Origin of the sequence: Pseudoalteromonas sp. UBA6610 (genome assembly GCF_002433295.1) — a bacterium.
In the GTDB taxonomy this organism is placed as follows: domain Bacteria; phylum Pseudomonadota; class Gammaproteobacteria; order Enterobacterales; family Alteromonadaceae; genus Pseudoalteromonas; species Pseudoalteromonas atlantica.
In genome coordinates this window covers 1-16,075 of record NZ_DJHW01000049.1, presented here as the reverse complement: position 1 = coordinate 16,075, position 16,075 = coordinate 1, and the positions used below count along the sequence as shown (strand labels likewise).

At 42.2% G+C, this 16,075-nt stretch carries 16 protein-coding genes; 4 read left to right on the top strand and 12 right to left on the bottom strand.

Going from position 1 to position 16,075, the window contains the following annotated elements; all coding sequences use genetic code 11:
• The first annotated feature begins 109 nt into the window (after positions 1-109).
• The gene (locus B4F91_RS06480; protein WP_004586261.1) at positions 110-682 is read left to right on the top strand and encodes a hypothetical protein; all 573 of its coding nucleotides are present in this window, start codon (positions 110-112) and stop codon (positions 680-682) included.
• A gap of 89 nt (positions 683-771) precedes the next feature.
• On the opposite strand, the gene B4F91_RS06475 is transcribed toward B4F91_RS06480, so the two are convergent.
• From B4F91_RS06475 to B4F91_RS06455, 5 genes are read right to left on the bottom strand one after another with little or no spacing between them, the layout of a single operon-like run.
• Positions 772-1,518 carry an SDR family oxidoreductase gene (locus B4F91_RS06475; RefSeq protein ID WP_171036111.1) on the bottom strand — a complete coding sequence of 249 codons (747 nt, stop codon included), beginning with the start codon at positions 1,516-1,518 and terminating at the stop codon, positions 772-774.
• A 10-nt stretch (positions 1,519-1,528) separates the two neighbouring features.
• Positions 1,529-2,233, bottom strand: coding sequence for a histidine phosphatase family protein (locus tag B4F91_RS06470; protein ID WP_024033017.1), 705 nt, complete (start codon positions 2,231-2,233; stop codon positions 1,529-1,531).
• Positions 2,233-3,306 (bottom strand): phosphotransferase family protein, encoded by a 1,074-nt coding sequence (locus B4F91_RS06465; RefSeq protein ID WP_286936281.1) that lies wholly within the window; start codon positions 3,304-3,306, stop codon positions 2,233-2,235. Before B4F91_RS06465 ends, B4F91_RS06470 begins: the two co-directional genes overlap by 1 nt.
• Positions 3,307-3,318: 12 nt before the next feature.
• Positions 3,319-4,140, bottom strand: a complete 822-nt coding sequence (locus B4F91_RS06460) for an SDR family oxidoreductase (RefSeq protein WP_286936280.1) — start codon at positions 4,138-4,140, stop codon at positions 3,319-3,321.
• A gap of 9 nt (positions 4,141-4,149) precedes the next feature.
• A complete protein-coding gene (locus B4F91_RS06455; RefSeq protein WP_273609893.1) occupies positions 4,150-5,370 on the bottom strand; it encodes an acyl-CoA dehydrogenase family protein in 1,221 nt (406 codons plus the stop codon).
• 115 nt (positions 5,371-5,485) lie between these two features.
• Between B4F91_RS06455 and B4F91_RS06450 the strand changes: the two genes are divergently transcribed.
• Complete coding sequence (locus B4F91_RS06450) at positions 5,486-6,394, top strand: LysR family transcriptional regulator (RefSeq protein ID WP_039037314.1); 909 nt, start codon at positions 5,486-5,488, stop codon at positions 6,392-6,394.
• Positions 6,395-6,449: 55 nt separating this feature from the next.
• Here B4F91_RS06450 and B4F91_RS06445 read toward each other — a convergent pair whose 3' ends face one another.
• From B4F91_RS06445 to B4F91_RS06435, 3 genes are all read right to left on the bottom strand, one after another.
• Positions 6,450-7,322 carry a bile acid:sodium symporter family protein gene (locus B4F91_RS06445; protein ID WP_121638607.1) on the bottom strand — a complete coding sequence of 291 codons (873 nt, stop codon included), beginning with the start codon at positions 7,320-7,322 and terminating at the stop codon, positions 6,450-6,452.
• Between the two features lies 1 nt (position 7,323).
• On the bottom strand, positions 7,324-9,309 hold the full coding sequence (locus B4F91_RS06440; protein WP_286936277.1) for an AMP-binding protein: 1,986 nt from the start codon (positions 9,307-9,309) through the stop codon (positions 7,324-7,326).
• A gap of 127 nt (positions 9,310-9,436) precedes the next feature.
• Positions 9,437-10,243: a class II aldolase/adducin family protein gene (locus B4F91_RS06435; protein ID WP_286936276.1), complete on the bottom strand. Its 807-nt coding sequence runs from the start codon at positions 10,241-10,243 to the stop codon at positions 9,437-9,439.
• A gap of 90 nt (positions 10,244-10,333) precedes the next feature.
• Here B4F91_RS06435 and B4F91_RS06430 point away from each other — a divergent pair, with 90 nt between their 5' ends.
• On the top strand, positions 10,334-11,263 hold the full coding sequence (locus B4F91_RS06430; protein ID WP_024033009.1) for a LysR family transcriptional regulator: 930 nt from the start codon (positions 10,334-10,336) through the stop codon (positions 11,261-11,263).
• Here B4F91_RS06430 and B4F91_RS06425 read toward each other — a convergent pair.
• The 4 genes from B4F91_RS06425 to B4F91_RS06410 form a co-directional block, all read right to left on the bottom strand.
• Positions 11,247-13,631 carry a TonB-dependent receptor gene (locus B4F91_RS06425; RefSeq protein WP_288635442.1) on the bottom strand — a complete coding sequence of 795 codons (2,385 nt, stop codon included), beginning with the start codon at positions 13,629-13,631 and terminating at the stop codon, positions 11,247-11,249. The genes B4F91_RS06430 and B4F91_RS06425 overlap by 17 nt on opposite strands.
• A 163-nt stretch (positions 13,632-13,794) precedes the next feature.
• On the bottom strand, positions 13,795-14,532 hold the full coding sequence (locus B4F91_RS06420; protein ID WP_096042645.1) for a phytanoyl-CoA dioxygenase family protein: 738 nt from the start codon (positions 14,530-14,532) through the stop codon (positions 13,795-13,797).
• Positions 14,529-15,119: a uracil-DNA glycosylase family protein gene (locus B4F91_RS06415; RefSeq protein ID WP_024033006.1), complete on the bottom strand. Its 591-nt coding sequence runs from the start codon at positions 15,117-15,119 to the stop codon at positions 14,529-14,531. Before B4F91_RS06415 ends, B4F91_RS06420 begins: the two co-directional genes overlap by 4 nt.
• Positions 15,120-15,269: 150 nt before the next feature.
• Positions 15,270-15,626 (bottom strand): VOC family protein, encoded by a 357-nt coding sequence (locus tag B4F91_RS06410; protein ID WP_004588278.1) that lies wholly within the window; start codon positions 15,624-15,626, stop codon positions 15,270-15,272.
• Positions 15,627-15,848: 222 nt separating this feature from the next.
• On the opposite strand from B4F91_RS06410, the gene B4F91_RS06405 reads away from it, so the two are divergent.
• The coding region (locus tag B4F91_RS06405; protein WP_288635438.1) for a hypothetical protein at positions 15,849-16,075 on the top strand (227 nt) is incomplete at its 3' end.

The following is a 16,075-nucleotide window of genomic DNA, read 5'->3' as shown; positions in this document are numbered from 1 at the left end:
AGTATTTATACTACTTTATAGCCTAAATACACCTAATACTTTAGTTATGTATTGGCAAGCGCTTACATTTAGTTTTTAATGGCTTTAATTAAATAATAGGAAACGCCCAATGAAAAAAATAATTTTATCACTTAGCTTATTAGCAATGAGTTTTTCAAGCCTTGCTGAAGATATTAGCGAAGGCCAATTACAAAGCTACATGAAAGCACTGCCGGCTGTTTCTAGCTGGGCTAGCAGCCAAGATTCGTTAAAAAACCTAGATTTAGCAAGCATGCTAGGTGGCTCTGCTGATCAAAATGTTGAAGAGCAAAGCTCTCTTGCTAATAGCGCATTAAGCATGATTAAAGAGCAAGGTTTATATAAAAGCTTTGCCGATATTACTAACCGTTACGGTTTTTCGCCGGAAGAGTTAGTATCTGTTGGCTCAGAAGTATCTATGGCTTACATCGAAAACCTTAAGTCGGGTCTTTCAGCAGAAAACCAAGAAACAGCAAATAAAGTAATGGGTGGCCTGCAAAGCCTTAAAAGTGCTAAAAGCAGTGACGCTAGCTCGTTAATGGGCTCGTTTGGTAAGGCTTCAAGCGCGGCTGAAGAATCTACAGACCCACTAGTAAGCGAAAACAACCTTGAGCTTGTGAGCGAGTACATGCCACAGCTGCAAAAGATTTTTGCACTACTATAATTTTACAAATAACCTAAACCTAGGTTAAGTAAACACGTACATAAAGGGTGGCATTTGCCACCTTTTTTAATGCCTAAAATTTAAAAACCTTACGACATTTTACGAATTGTACTCAGCGGTGCTATTCGTAAAATCCAATGCAGGAATGCCCACGGCCAGCTTGGCACAAAGCTGTTGGCTTTTTCTTTATTTATTGCTTTTACCAGTGCTTTGCAGCCAGTTTCGGTATCAACAATAAACGGCACTGTTTTTACTTTTTCGTTTATTTCGCTTCTTATAAAACCTGGATGTACACAGCTTACTTTTATAGGCGTGTGCATTACATCTATGCGTATGCCTTCACTTAATGAGGTAATAGCCGCTTTAGTGGCGGCGTAAACGGTCATGGCGCGCCTAAAACCACGTACAGCACTAATAGATGAAATAGTCACTAAATGACCATGGTTTTGCGCTCTAAAAATTTCCATTGCGGCCTCAGCTTGCGCAAGTGCGGCCACAAAGTTAGTTTGTGCGGTTTGTTTGTTGGCATTAAAATAACCCGTACCAATAGAAGCCCCTTTGCCCATACCAGCGTTTATAATCACTCTATCAAGGCCGTTAAGCTCATCTTTAAAGGCGTTAAATACGCTAAATACTTGCTCGTGGTCGTTAACATCAAGCACTTTTATGCTAATGGTTATATTTGGGTTTATTTGTTCAAGCTCACTTTTTAGCTGCTCTAATAGCTCAAAGCGCCGAGCACATAAAGCAAGATTACAACCTTGTTTTGCAAACTCTTTTGCCATGCCTTTGCCTAAGCCTGAACTTGCACCTGTTATTAGTATGTTTTTGCGCATAATTAGATCCTTAGGTGTATGTAATTAATTTTTGTTGTGGGTGGCACTCTAAAAAGTGATGCTCGTTTAAACTACTTATCGTTAATTTTTGATTTTTTCCTTTGCCGCGCGCCACTACTTTGGTTACGCCTGCGTTTACTAAGCTCCAATTAATATCAATAAAGCGCTCGAGCTTTAGCCCCATTAAATGGCTGGTTATAATGCTAATAGGCCCGCCAGAGGTATAAATAAGTACCTTTTTACCGTGGTTTTCATTGGCTATTTGTTCAAGCGCGCCAAGTACACGCGCAGTAAATGCATTAAAGCTTTCGTTATATTGAGTGCTGTCGGGATTGAGCACCCATTGCTGTATGGCGCTAATAAATACCGTTTTAAAGTATTCCATAGGCTCGGCTTGCTTGCTAAGTGCCGCGCGAACTTGGCTTGGGGTGGCAAGCTGTGGGTTATAAACGGCTAAAATATGTTCGTGATCGTATTCGTTTAATCGCGCATCGTTTATTACCACTGGCGTATTATTAGCACTTGCTAAACTAAGCTCTGCGGTTTGATTATGGCGCAGCATACTGCCTGCAAATACAGCATCGGGCGTAAGCTGCTTTTGTGCTAAATATTCACCCAGTAGTGTGGCTTGCTGTTGCCCTTTTGTTGAGAGCGTATCGTAATTATCAGCCGAAAAGCTGGCCTGCCCGTGGCGTACTAAATATAAAATACACATTAGACTTTACCTTGGTTGTTAATGGCTTTTTTACAGCGCCATAAAAGGTAATGTACAAACACCCAAAAGTGTTTAAAGGCGGGGTTTTTAGTTTGCCCATGGTGGTAGCGGTAATAAATTTGCTGCACAATGCCGGCAAGTCTAAATAGCCCGTACACTTCGTAAAAGGTAAAGTCATCTACGGTTATATTCATTTTTTTACAGTAGTAGGCCACCACTTCTTTGCGCGTTAGCATACCCTCTAAGTGAGTGGGTTGGCGGCGCGTGGCTTGGGCTAAAAAGTCATCTCCTGGCTCTACCCAGTAAGCCAATGTATTGCCCAAATCCATAAGTGGGTCGCCAAGTGTGGCAAGTTCCCAATCTAAAATACCCAGTACGTTGGTGTAGTCGTTTGCATCAAGCACAACGTTATCAAACCTAAAATCGTTATGTGTTATGCAAATACGCTCGTTACTTGGCATGTTGTTTTCAAGCCACTTAATGACTTTTTTACCGCTGGGTACATTCCAGGTTTTGGCTTTAGTAAAGCGCTCGCTCCAGCCGCTAATTTGACGCTGGGTGTAGCCTTCGCCTTTGCCTAAATGGCTTAAATTGGCCTGTTTGTAATCTACTTTGTGTAGCTCTACTAGGCAGTCGAGTACGTTTTCGCACAGCTTTTTGGTGCGCTCGGGCGTGGGGGTTAATCCGCGTGGTAAATTTTTACGCGGAATTATCCCCGTAAGCTTTTCCATAACGTAAAAGTCGGTGCCGAGTATGTTTTCATCGTCGCAAAACGCCTCCATATTTGGCACATAGGTGTAAACTGGTTTTAGCGCTTGCTGCAGCTTATATTCACGGGCCATATCGTGTGCGCCTTTGGCTTTGGTGCCTTTGGGCGCACGGCGTAAAATAAGCGATTGCTCTGGGTACTCTAGGCAGTAGGTCCAGTTTGATGCCCCCCCTGCGTATTGAGTAACACTTGGCTCGCCAGTTAACTGTGTAAGGTGCTGTTTAAGCCAGGCATCTACTTTTTGTGTGTCGAGCTCTTCGCCTTGGCGTACGTTTTTGGCTTGATCTAATAATTGTGTGTTCATTGTTAGCCTTTATTATTTTGATTTTAAACGTTGCATAGAGCGTGTTTTTTTCAGCATGTTTTTAATGTACCACTCAACGGGGAGTAGTTTTTTCATTAAAAAGGCCTGTTTACCTAATTTATGGGTCAAAATTAAAAATGGGCGCTTAAGCGACTGCTGATAAATAATATCGGCAACTTGCTCTGCGTTTATGGGGGAGCGCTCAAAGGCACGGTTAAGCATGGTTTTCATGGCCGGCTCGCTGGTGCGCATGGATTCATCAAGATTGGTTTTAAAAAAGCTCGGGCACACAACACTTACATCTATATTATCGTGGGCGAGTTCGAGCTTTAGGGTTTCGCTAAAACCTATAACCGCCGCTTTTACGGCGTTATAACTGCTCATAAACGGAATAGGGGTAAGCCCTGCTTGTGAGGCTATATTAATAAAGTAGCCACCGCCTTGTTGCACAAAGGCGGGGTAAAATGTTTGGCACACCCGCACCATAGAGAGCAAATTAATATCCATAATCCACTGCCATTGCTCAAGCGATTCGCCCTCAAGCGAGCCGCCCGTGGCAACGCCTGCGTTATTTATAACAATATCTACGCCCTGCCACTTGGTTTGGATAATATCGTAAAGCCCCTTTACATCTGCTTGCTTGGTTACATCGCAGGCGTAAAAAAAGGCATCGCTTTTTAGTGCTTGCAGTTCACTAATGGTTGTGGCTGCACGCTCGGTGTTTATATCGGCGATACAAATTTGTAAGTTAGCGCCCAAATTACTTGCGTAACTCAGGGCTAACGCTTTACCCAGTCCTGTGGCTCCACCTGTTATTATTAGTCGTGTTTTCATGGTGTTGCCTTAGCGGTATTTGTTAAGTTCGAGGCGCGAAACCATGCCCATATGTACTTCGTCAGGGCCATCTGCAAGGCGTAAAATACGCCCCATTGCATTAAACGAGGCAATAGGAAAGTCGCTCGACACCCCAGCGCCACCAAATACTTGTATCGCCATATCTGAGACCATTTGCAGCATATTAGGCACTACTACTTTTATGCTCGATATTTCGGTCATGGCGTGTTTAACGCCTTGAGTATCTATTTTCCATGCCGCGTGTAGGGTTAATAATCGGGCTTGGTCTATTGCCATACGCGCTTGCGCAACGCGTTCTAAATTACCGCCTAATTTAAGTAAGGGTTTACCAAAAGCGCTGCGCGATAGCCCGCGTTTAATCATGAGCTCTAAACAGCGCTCTGCTGCGCCAATTGCGCGCATACAATGATGAATTCGCCCAGGCCCCAAGCGCCCTTGTGCAATGGCAAAGCCTTTGCCTAACCCTAAAATAAGATTTTGTTTTGGTACGCGTACGTTATTAAACTCCATTTCGCCGTGGCCGTAGGGGGCATCAAAATCGCCACAGGCACTTAGCATACGCTTAATGTTTACACCGGGTGTGTTTAGCGGCACAAGTACCATTGAATGCTGGCTGTGTTTATCGTTTTCGGGGTTAGAAAGCCCCATAAAAATAGCCACCTGTGCATTAGGATGACCAAGGCCGGTGGTCCACCATTTTTTGCCATTTAAAATAAGCTCGTCGCCATCCACATCTATGGTTGCTTGCATGTTTGTCGCATCTGATGAAGCTACATCGGGTTCGGTCATGGCAAATACTGAGCGAATATCGCCATTTAATAATGGGGTTAACCACTGCTGTTTTTGCTCATCGTTTGCAAAATGATAAAGCACTTCCATATTGCCGGTGTCTGGGGCGTTACAATTAAATATTTCTGATGCAAATAAACATTTACCCATTTGCTCTGCAATAGGGGCGTACTCTAAGCAGGTCAAGCCTTGTGCTAGTTCTGCATCGGGTAAAAATAAGTTCCACAGGCCAGCGGCTTTTGCTTTAGTTTTTAATGGCTCAATGTGCTCACTTAGTTGCCAAGTGGTCCAATCGTTTGAATTATTTTTAGCATGGTTATGCGCAACTACTGCTTGCTCAATAGGCAATACGTGCTCATCCATAAAGGCGGTTACCCGCTTTAGGTAGTCTTGGCTTTTTTGGCTTGGCTCAAAGTTCATTAGGGTTGCCTGTTTATTTTTTAGTTAACTCAGCATAAAACATTCGCCACAATGAATTAAATGAAATATATTACCAGTTAAGTGTGAATTACATTCATAGTTTGAGTGGGTAATAATGATTGAAGCTAAAAATATTCAGCAGTTAGATTTAAATTTACTTAAAATATTTGAATGTCTATACCGTGAAAAAAACATGAGCGAAACCGCAAAGGTGCTGTACATAACGCCCTCAGCAGTTAGCCATGCTATAAAACGTTTGCGCAGTGTATTAAACGATCCGTTATTTGAGCGCCAAGGGCAATTAATGCTCCCCACCCCTGCGTGCCAACGTATGGCACCCGAGCTAATAGATTTACTCGAAAAATTACGCCAAGTGCTACAAGCCTGCGGTGATTTTAATTTAGCGACCACTGCACAAACCTTTAAAATAGCCCTGCACGATGCAATAGAGCCTATTGTTTTGCCTAAATTGCAACTTGCACTGGCAAAACATGCTCCCAATGCAAGCTTAGCGAGCGTAAAATTAAGCCGTGAAGATATGCATAAGCAATTAGCTAATCATCAAATAGATATGGCAATTGATGTAGCACGGCCAATAAAAGCGCCCATTAGCCACGCTGTTCTCTCAAGTGATCACTTTTGTGTACTCATGAAAAAAAACCACCCGCTTAAAAACCAACTCAATATAGACAATTATTTAGCGGCTAAGCATGTTGCGGTATCTAACCGAGCAACCGGTACTGTTATTGAAGATATTGCGTTATTGCAATTGAGTTTTAATAGGCAGGTGGCTATACGTTGTCAAAATTATTTTGCTGCGAAAGAGGTAATAAAAGACGCGCCATTTTTGCTCACCCTGCCCTCTATGGTGGCAAGCCAACTGCTTGACGACACGCTAATAGCACGGCCTGTGCCCACCACTATGCCTGCTATTTATCAGCATTTATACTGGCATCAAAGTACTGATAAAGACGACGCTTTAGTATGGTTACGCGGACAAGTGCAGCATATTTTTAAACGTTAATAGCTATAAAAAAAGCGCCAAACTTAGAGAACTAAATTTGGCGCTTCGCGTTTTTTTAAGCGTTTACAAGATGTTTGTTTTTAAACTTAAGCCCAGCAATTAATAACAGCGGCCCAATAAACATGGCAAGGCCATATACACCGCCTGTTACTGCGTATTCGGGCTTATTTAAAAAGCTTATAGCAATTAAAATAGCCAACGATGCGTTTTGAATCCCTACCTCAATCCCAAGTGTTAGTGAATCGGTCAGGTTAAGGTTTGAAAGTTTAGCTATGAGCAAGCCAATGACCATTGAGCCAATATTTAATGCAAGGCAGGCCCAAAATACAGCATCAAACGAGCTTGCCAGTAAGGCGCGTTCTTTTATTACTAGCGCGGCTATCATGGCGAGCATAAAAAATAACGAAAAACGCCTAAAAAACGGCTCACTTTTAATCGCAAATTCGCTTTTAAAATGGCGCAGGCTTATCCCTATGGCAACAGGCACTAAGGTGATTACAAATAGCCCAAGCGATGTAGTTAATATAGAAAAATTAGCATCGTCTTGCGGTGCAAATTGGTGCATGGCAAAGCCAATAATAAACGGGGTGGTAATAATGCTAATAGCGGTTGAGGCAGCGGTTAAGCTTACCGAAAGCGCTAAATTAGCCTTTGCCAGCTGGCTCACTACGTTTGACATAGTACCACCCGGGCACGCGGCTAAAATCATTAACCCTATTGCTATAGGCGTAGGTAAATTAAGTAAATAACACAAACCTAAAGCCAGTAGCGGCATGGCAATAATTTGGCCTAGTAAGCCCATAGCAATTGCTAAGGGCTTTTTAAAAAGCCGCGTAAAGTCGCCAACTGTAAGCCCAAGCCCCATGCCAAACATAATAAGGGCAAGGGCGAGTGGGAGTATGATTTCTGTTAAAAATGATGCGTTCAAATTAGGCGGCCTCTGTTGTTTTTAATGCCAGCACTTCGTAGTTAAATGAGTACGGGGTTAGCAGCGTTTTTATCTGTTGTTGCAGCGCGTTTAACTCATCTTCATTAACTAAAATTGTGGCTTTTATGCCTAACTTTTTATCAGCAAACACATTTATTTGCACGGTTTTGTTGATTAATTGCTCGCTAAGAGCCTCTGTAATGGTTTGTTTTATTTCTATGCAAACCAGTTCGGGCTTATAAATTTTACCTACGGCAGTAAGCGGTATTTCATCAATTATATAAATAGCTTTTGGTATTGCTGCTCGCTCAGGTATGTTGGCGCTAACATACGCGGTTAGAGCGTCAAGTTTAAGCGTGCTATGTGGGCTAAGCGTTACGTAAAGTACGGGTACTTCGCCTGCGTAGCTGTCGGGGCGTGGCACGGCGGCTGCAAGTGTTACTTCGGGGTGGCTGGTTGCGGCATCTTCTATCATTTTGGGGTCTATATTGTGTCCGCCACGTATTATTAGCTCTTTTTGCCTACCACATAAAGATACATACCCGCTCTCATCTATTTTTCCTAAATCGCCGGTTCTAAAATACTGTTGGCCGTTTTCATCAACTACCCATGCGCCTTGGTTATGCGCATCTTCTACATAACCCGGAAATACGTTATTACCGGTTATTATTATTTCACCAACATCGAGTGTATCGCAAATTTTAACAAGCGTGCCTTGCTCGTTTATATCGGCAATTTTAAGCGTAATACCAGGTATTGGCAGCCCTACAGAAGCCTCTTTATTAATTGGGTTTACAGGCATTAACGTACTTACCGAGCTGCCCTCAGTTGAGCCATAACCCTCTACTAGTGGGGTGTTTGTGAGTTTAGTAAACAGGGCTTGTAAATCTGATGAAAGCGGCGCGGCCCCACAAATGGCAAACTTCATTTTAAGCGGTGGCACCGATATTTTTTGCGAGGTAATTTGCTCAACCATAGCAGCGTAAACCGTAGGTACGGCGGTCATAACGGCTACATCGTAATTATTAATTAGGGTGAGTAAGTTTTGAATGATGTTTTTACCTCTAAAGCCAGAAGGGCTTGCGAGTAAAATTTTACAGCCTTTCATTACCGAGGCTATGCCTGTGGCTACCGCCGCATTTACATGAAATATGGGCAAACCTACTAGCATGGTATCGCCTGCGTTTACTGGCGAAAGTAAATTAACCTGCCCTGCATTGGTGAGCTGGTTTAAGTGTAAGTGCTTGGCAAGTTTTGGTAGGCCGGTGGTACCACCCGTATGAAAATACGCGCACACATCGTTTTGCTCAGGCAAAGTAAAATTAGCTGCTTGCGTACTTTGCGCAGCGAGTAACTTTTTAAACCCATACACGGGTACTTTATTATTTTGCGAGCATGCTATGTCGTCACCAAATAAACTAATAACCGCTTTTAGGCCGGGTATATGCTCTTTAATTGCCATTACTTTTTGCCAAATATCGCTACCAGGAACTGGGCCTAGGGCAATGATTACTTTGGTATTGGCTGAGATCATAATTTCTTTCATTATGGACTCATCAAGCAAGGGGTTTATGGGGTTTGCAATGCCTGCGGCCTCTGCTGCCCAAAGCGATACATAGGTTTCAGGGAAGTTAGGTAATACCAGCGAGGTTACCTCGGTTTTTGTAATACCCAATGAGTGCAATGCATTACCAAGCCCTGTTACGTTTTTTGCGAGCGCTTTGTAACTCATTTTACGGTGCGGATTAGCAAAGCTTTTACCTTTAAAGGTCATTAAAATGCGGTGAATAAGCTTTTTTGCAAACGGAATTTGCGCTTCGCTAATGCAGTCGCCATCTAAAATGTATTCAATAGCGGTTGCATCACCAAAGTTTTTTGCCGATTGTAAAATGGCATGATAAGTCGAGCGAGGAAGTTGCTCTGGTGATATTTCAGCAAGGTCTAAATTGCCAATATCGGCGTGGTTTTTAATTGTTGTTATATTCATAAAACCCTCAACGTATCTTTATAATGTGTGTTTGCGTGTGAGTGCATAGTATTTAAACGCGGCTTTGGGGGTGTGGGCCATTACCGCGCAAAATTTAGTCTATCAAAATTAAGCTATTGCCAGTGCTTTAATCTAAAAAGCTGTTATCTTTTGCGGCAACAACCTGATACATGGGCTGAAAGTTCCCCCATGTAACTAGCTCTGAGCCATTGGCTTGTTTAGTGTGTAGCGCTACCTCGTGCGAGATAAGCTTAGGCTCGCCTGCGGCTTGCGCTAATAATTGGCTTTGGCAGCAGCTATCTAGCAATACAAAATTGGCAACTGCGGCATCAACCGACGAACCAACGGTAAGTAAACCATGGTTTTGCAAAATAACAGCGCAGTGATCAGCCAGTGATTTAGCTATCATGTCGCCCTCTTCGCTGTCGGCTACTACGCCGCTAAATACATCAAATACGCTATGGTTTTCGTAAAATACGCAGGCATCTTGCGAAATAGGTTTAAGTAGCTCACCTAATGCCGAAAACGCACGGCCATAACGTGTATGGGCATGGGCTACTGCGTTTACGTCGGGTCGCGCCATATGTATGCGTGAATGAATAGCAAACGCGGCATTATTAATCGGTGTGCTGCCTTCAATAATATTACCTTTATGATCAACCCGAATGAGATCTGACGCTTTAATATGCGAAAAATGCATACCCACAGGGTTTACCCAAAATGTATCGGGCTCAATGCAGTCGCGAAGTGTTATGTGCCCAGCAAGTCCTTCATCAAAACCGTACATGGCAAATACTCGAAACCCAGCGGCTAGGCGTTGTTTTTCGTAGCTGCGTTGCTCGTTTAGGGTGCTAAATTTAGGCGGCATAATAAGTTTAAATTTGTCGCTGCCTATGGTCATTTTTGCGGCTTGCTGCTTTAGTGTATTGCTCATAATAATCCTAAATTAAACTCTGTTGACTTTAGTTTAGTCTCGCTTAAGATAAATAGAAGTGATGTTAATTAATGGTTAAACATAAATACTATGCATGGAAAGATAGATTTAAACCTGTTTGTAATACTTAAAACGGTATATCAAGAGGGCAGTATTACCACTGCAGCGGATAAACTGCATTTAACGCAACCTGCTGTTAGCCATGCGCTTTCTCGCCTTAGAGAAAAGTTTGACGACCCATTATTTATTCGCCACGGTCGGCGTATGGTGCCCTCACCTTTTTGCCAAAAAATAATAGCGCAAGTTATTGAGTCGGTGCAGGTATTAGAGTCAACCTTAAATAACGAACGGCTTTTTGATATAGCCGCCTTTAAGCGCGAAATTAAATTTGGCTTTAGAGATATTTTAGAATCGATATTTTTTCCGCCGCTAATGAGCGACCTACTCACAAACACCCCCAATATCACGATTAACAGCCGTCAGGTGTCGCATGTTGATATGGAAAAATCACTCGAAAACCAAGAGCTCGATATAGTCATTGATGTACTTACCCCTACCAGTAACCACATAAAAAACACCTTTATTTGTAATGAGCATTTTTCGCTAATTTGTAGGCACGATCACCCAATATTAAATGACTTAACCGTACAAAATTACGCAAAGGCATCGCACGCGTTGGTGTCGTTAAAAGGTGCGCAGGTAGATATTATTGATATGGCGTTGGCAAAGCATGCACTTGCCCGTAATGTAGTGCTTAAATGTGAACATTATTTTGCGGCGACTAAAGTGATTAGCCAAAGCGACATGATAATGACAATGCCAAACGCGTACGCGCAGGTATTAAAAGAGCAAATGCCTGTGCATGTAACTAGCTTGCCGTTTGATGTGCCGTTAATGCCCGTGCACATGTATTGGCACGAACAAGCTGATGACGATTTAGTAAATAGTTGGATGCGAGAAAAGCTGCTAGGTTTAGCCCAGCAACTCATCCCTGCTGACAAACTTAAAAGCGGTAATTAAATTGTGCGTGATAACTGCGCCCACGCTCTGATAAAAAACGGTGTGCGTAGCTAATAACTGGCACATCGTTGGCCTGCGAAAAAGTTTGTTTATCGGTTAGGTTTTTAGCTAATAACGCCACCGACCAATCTCCTTCACTGCTACCTAGCTCTATGCGTAAATTTAGCTTTTCAAAAGCGCTTTGCTTGGCTATTGGGTCAAGATCTTGCTCTAAAAAGTAATCGTCACTAAAGTTAAGCGCTAAATTGCTACTTAAGGTAAGGTTTGAAAACACCTCGGTATTGTAATCAATCGCTATATTGCCTGAGTAATCGGGAGCAAACGCGCCAGTTTGCCCGGTTAAATCTTGAAACGCTTGGCCAAGTAGCTCGCTTTGCATAACCGTTGGCGATGCACTGGCGTATTGTTCGTATTCAAAATCAAGCACCGCAAGGTTTGCCGATAGCTGCCAACTTTGATTTATTGCCCAGCGCGAATCGAGCTCAATCCCTTTTACTTTGGTTTCGGCGGCATTTTTAACTACAAATGCATTACCATTAAATTCAGATACTTGTAAGTCATCGTACAGGGTGTAAAACAGTGTAGCATTTACTTGTAGAGTATTTTTAATTGGCTCGGCTTTTATGCCAAATTCAAAGTTTGTGGCTTTTTCGTCGTCAAACTCAAAGCCTGAGTTTTCATCAACCGTGTTACCTTGTGAGCCATTTAAGCCAGAGCCATCAAAACCACCGGCTTTGTAGCCTATGCCAGCGCTTGCAAATAACATGGTGTTGTTAAACCCTAAATATTGCACACTAATATTGGGTGATAAGTGCGATTCATCACGCTTAGCGTTAAGGTTATGTACCCCCGCGCCCGAAAGCTGCCCTGCAATAGTGGGCGCAGCGGCATTAGCAAATTGTTGTACGGCTTGCGGTGTGTTTGGCTCAAATACGCTATACACACTTTGTACGCTGCTTACTTCTTTTTCTTCTTTTTGATAACGCAGGCCAAAATTAGCGCGCCATTGCGCGTTTACATTCCAAGTAAGGGCGGTAAATGCGGAGTAGCTTTGTTGGTCTTGATCAAACAGCGCATTTACGCCCAATGATGTACCCACTAAATCAGGAATAAGTAACGATGCGCCAAATAATATATCGTTTGGGTGCTCAAGCTCACTGCTCATGTAAAAAATGCCCGCTACGTATTCAAGCGTGCGCCCTGTTGGCGAGCTTACTCTAAACTCTTGCGTAAACTGGTTATAGGTTTCTAAGTAGTCTTGTTTTATAAGCGGGATTTCTGAAAAGTCCGCGTCAAATGTTGAGTCCCAATCGTACTCGCTATACGTGGTTACAGAGGTAAATTCGTATTCGCCATAGTTATAGGTTAATTTAAGTGATGCGTTATCAAGCGTGGTTTTACTTTGCTCATTAAGCCCACCTGGGTGATCATCGCCCGATACCGAACTTGTGTAATCAAGACCCGAGTTGTCGCTTAATAAAAGTGAACGATACCCTACATTGCCTGGGTTAGTAGGGTCATTTGCTATTTGTAAATCTCGGTTGGGAGTATCAATAATGTATTGGTAGCGCGAGCCATGCGATTCAAACTCACCGTGTTCCCACTTAAACAATGCGTTTATATCATCGTTTATTTGCCAATCTATTGATAAACGTGCACCTGATGAGTCGTTAGATTGCTCATCACTTTGGCGCGCTTGGTTATATAAAAAGCCATCAACAGAATGGTCAAATGCGGCAATACGAATGGCTAAATCATCGCTAATAGGAATATTTATAACGCCGGTAAAACGCTTTTCGTTATCAGAGCCAAACTCTGCCGATACGTTACCTTCAAGTACATCGGTTGGCGAATTTGAAACCATACTAAAGGCACCTGCTGTGGCGTTTTTACCAAACATAACCGACTGCGGACCTTTTATAAGTTCAAGGCGCTGCATATCTAAAAATGGAAATTTAGCCTGATGCCCGCGTCCTAAATACACGCCATCTTTATACATAGCAACCGATTGCTCAAAGCCTGAGTTAGTACCCGAGCCAATGCCGCGTACAAAAATACGTTTGCTGCTTGAGGTTTCGGTTATATGCACGTTAGGTAGGTTTTCGCTTAGGGCGAGTAAATCATCAACACTGTTTTGCTCGAGGTAGTCGCCAGAAAGCGCTTGAATAGAGGTAGGAATATCTTGTAGCGATTGCACCCGCTTTTGCGAGGTGACGGTAATGGTTTCAAGCTCACTTTTATTTATTTTTTGCTCGCCAGCTTGTGCCATACCCACGCTTAATGCGCTGAGCGTAAATAAAGTCAGTGTTTTTTGTTTTAAAAAAGCAGGTTTTAAACGTGTGTGTGATTGTGTGTGTTCAGTTGTCATAGCTGCAACTCCATTATAGAGGTTATTTTTATTGGATAATTTTGCGTCTATTTCATACTGACGAGTCTTAAAATAAATAACAGTGATGTTTATTTATTCAACACTATTAGTAATATTTATAGTTAAGCGAAAAAGTGTTGTTTTAAATGGGGTTATAGCGGGTTTAAAGTAGATTAAAAAATACTTGTGGATTAGCGGTTTTATTTGCTACTGCCGAGCTTGGGGTGTTTGCTGCATTGATAAAGGCAGTAAGCTGTGGTGCATTTTCGCAAAAAATAATATCCAGTGCTAAACGGTTTTTGCCGTATAAGCCTCGGTGAATCATATTGGCTGAAAACAACAGTAAGTCACCCGCATTAAGTTTAATAACTTTGCCTGTAGTTAAGTTATCGCTTGGCAGCTTATTATTTTTTGCAAAACGTACATTTAGCTCCTCTGGTGTATCCCAATTTTTATGCGAGTGGGGCACAAGCTCTATACCTGGTTCGTCTTCAAGGGCTAACCGGCAGTGCACTACGTCGGGCCCGTTTAACGCAGCTTGTTGCTCTTGCACATTTAAATGGTATTGCATATCGCGATGCCAATAATTTTTTTGTGTAACATTAACGGGATTAAAAAATAACTGAGTATTTAAAAACAGTGGCTCACTAATCGCCTGTTTTACACGCTTAATTAATTTGTTATCAGCTATTAAACTAAATAAGGCTTCGTTTTGCTGCGCCGTTAAATACTCACTATTTGTTATGCCCGAGCTATTAATTGCACGGGATTGATAAAACTCATGGTTATTAGCCTTCCACTTTGTATGAAATGCATTAATTGCTGGCTTAATTTTATTTAGCTCTTCGGTGCTGTAAAGCCCCTTTACAAGCATATAACCGTTTGATTTATAGTTGTTCATTGTGGTTCTTTATTTAATATTGCAGCAACGCGCTCAGCAAGTTCTGGCAGTACATCTTGTGCAAACCATGGATTTTTTTTAAGCCAAATATTATTGCGTGGACTTGGGTGTGGTAGCACCAAATGCTCCGGCCAATACTCACGCCACGATTTTACTAACTCGGTTAAGGGCCTGTTTTTAGTATGCGGTAAATGATAAGCCTGCGCGTATTTACCGAGCACGATTGTAAGCTCTAAATTTGGCAGAGCGGCCAGTAATTGCGCTCTCCAAGCAGGTGCACATTCTTTACGCGGGGGTAAGTCGCCCGACTTACCTTTACCAGGGTAACAAAAGCCCATAGGTAAAATAGCTATTTTTTGCGGATCATAAAACTCATCAACACTTAGCCCAAGCCATTCGCGTAGGCGGTTTCCGCTGGCGTCGTTAAAGGGCTTGCCAGTTTCGTGTACTTTTATGCCCGGTGCTTGGCCGGCAATTAAAATACGCGCATTGGCATTAAATTGTATAACGGGGCGAGCACCTAACGGTAAATGAGGTTCACAGATCACGCATTTACTAACTTGCTCAATTAAATTGATTGGATCCATATAAATCTGGCCTTAAATGCTTAAATTTTGTTCTAAATGGCCATTTAGACCTAATGAGTTGGTAAAAAATCGGTTTATTTTACTCAAATTAGTTATTAGTTGGTAAAATCGTGATCTCACTTGAAAATAATAACTAATTATTTGATATATTTATTGTTTTTCTGACCATACGGCAAATTCGTTACCACTGGGCTCGGTAAAATGAAAGCGGCAGCCACCGGGGAACTCAAAAATAGGTTTTACTATTTTGCCGCCATATTGCGCTACTTTTTTAAAGGTTGCGTGAATGTCGTTACTGTAAAACACCAGCAGTGCGGCCCCATGTTGAGTAAGCGATTTAAGCGGTGCTTTAAAAAAGCCACCATCAAGCCCTTGGCCGCTAAATGCCGTATACTCTGGGCCATAGTCGGTAAATTGCCAGTTAAACACGTTAGTAAAAAAGCTTTTTGTAGCTGTTAAATCGCACGCGGGAAATTCTACATAATTTAGTTTTTCGTGGTTGCTCATTTTAAATTTACTCATTGGCTTGCCAGTATTGACCACTGTAAACCTTCGTTATTAGCTAAGCAATAACCCTAAAACGGCAGAGATCAGTATTTTACTAACATGCTAGGCACGAATGTTAAATTAACTAGAATATACAAATGAGAATCGCTATCTTTTGTATTTGTAAGCTTTATAATAACGCCTTATTTTTATCCTCGTATTTGAATAAGGGATTTGTTAATTATGCAGGCACCTCTGCACATAGCACCTTTTACCAAAACTAACCTAGCTGCGCTTCTAAAGGTGGCCCAAAGCTATAGAGTGTTAGTATTTTTGCGTTTTATTATTGCCATAGTGGGCGGCTATGCATTTACCTCAGCGTGTATTTCATTATTAAGTGTGCTGCTGCCCATTCCTAAGCAAGATGCCGTATTACTGTGTGTGTCTATCAGTATTTTAATTTACGCCGC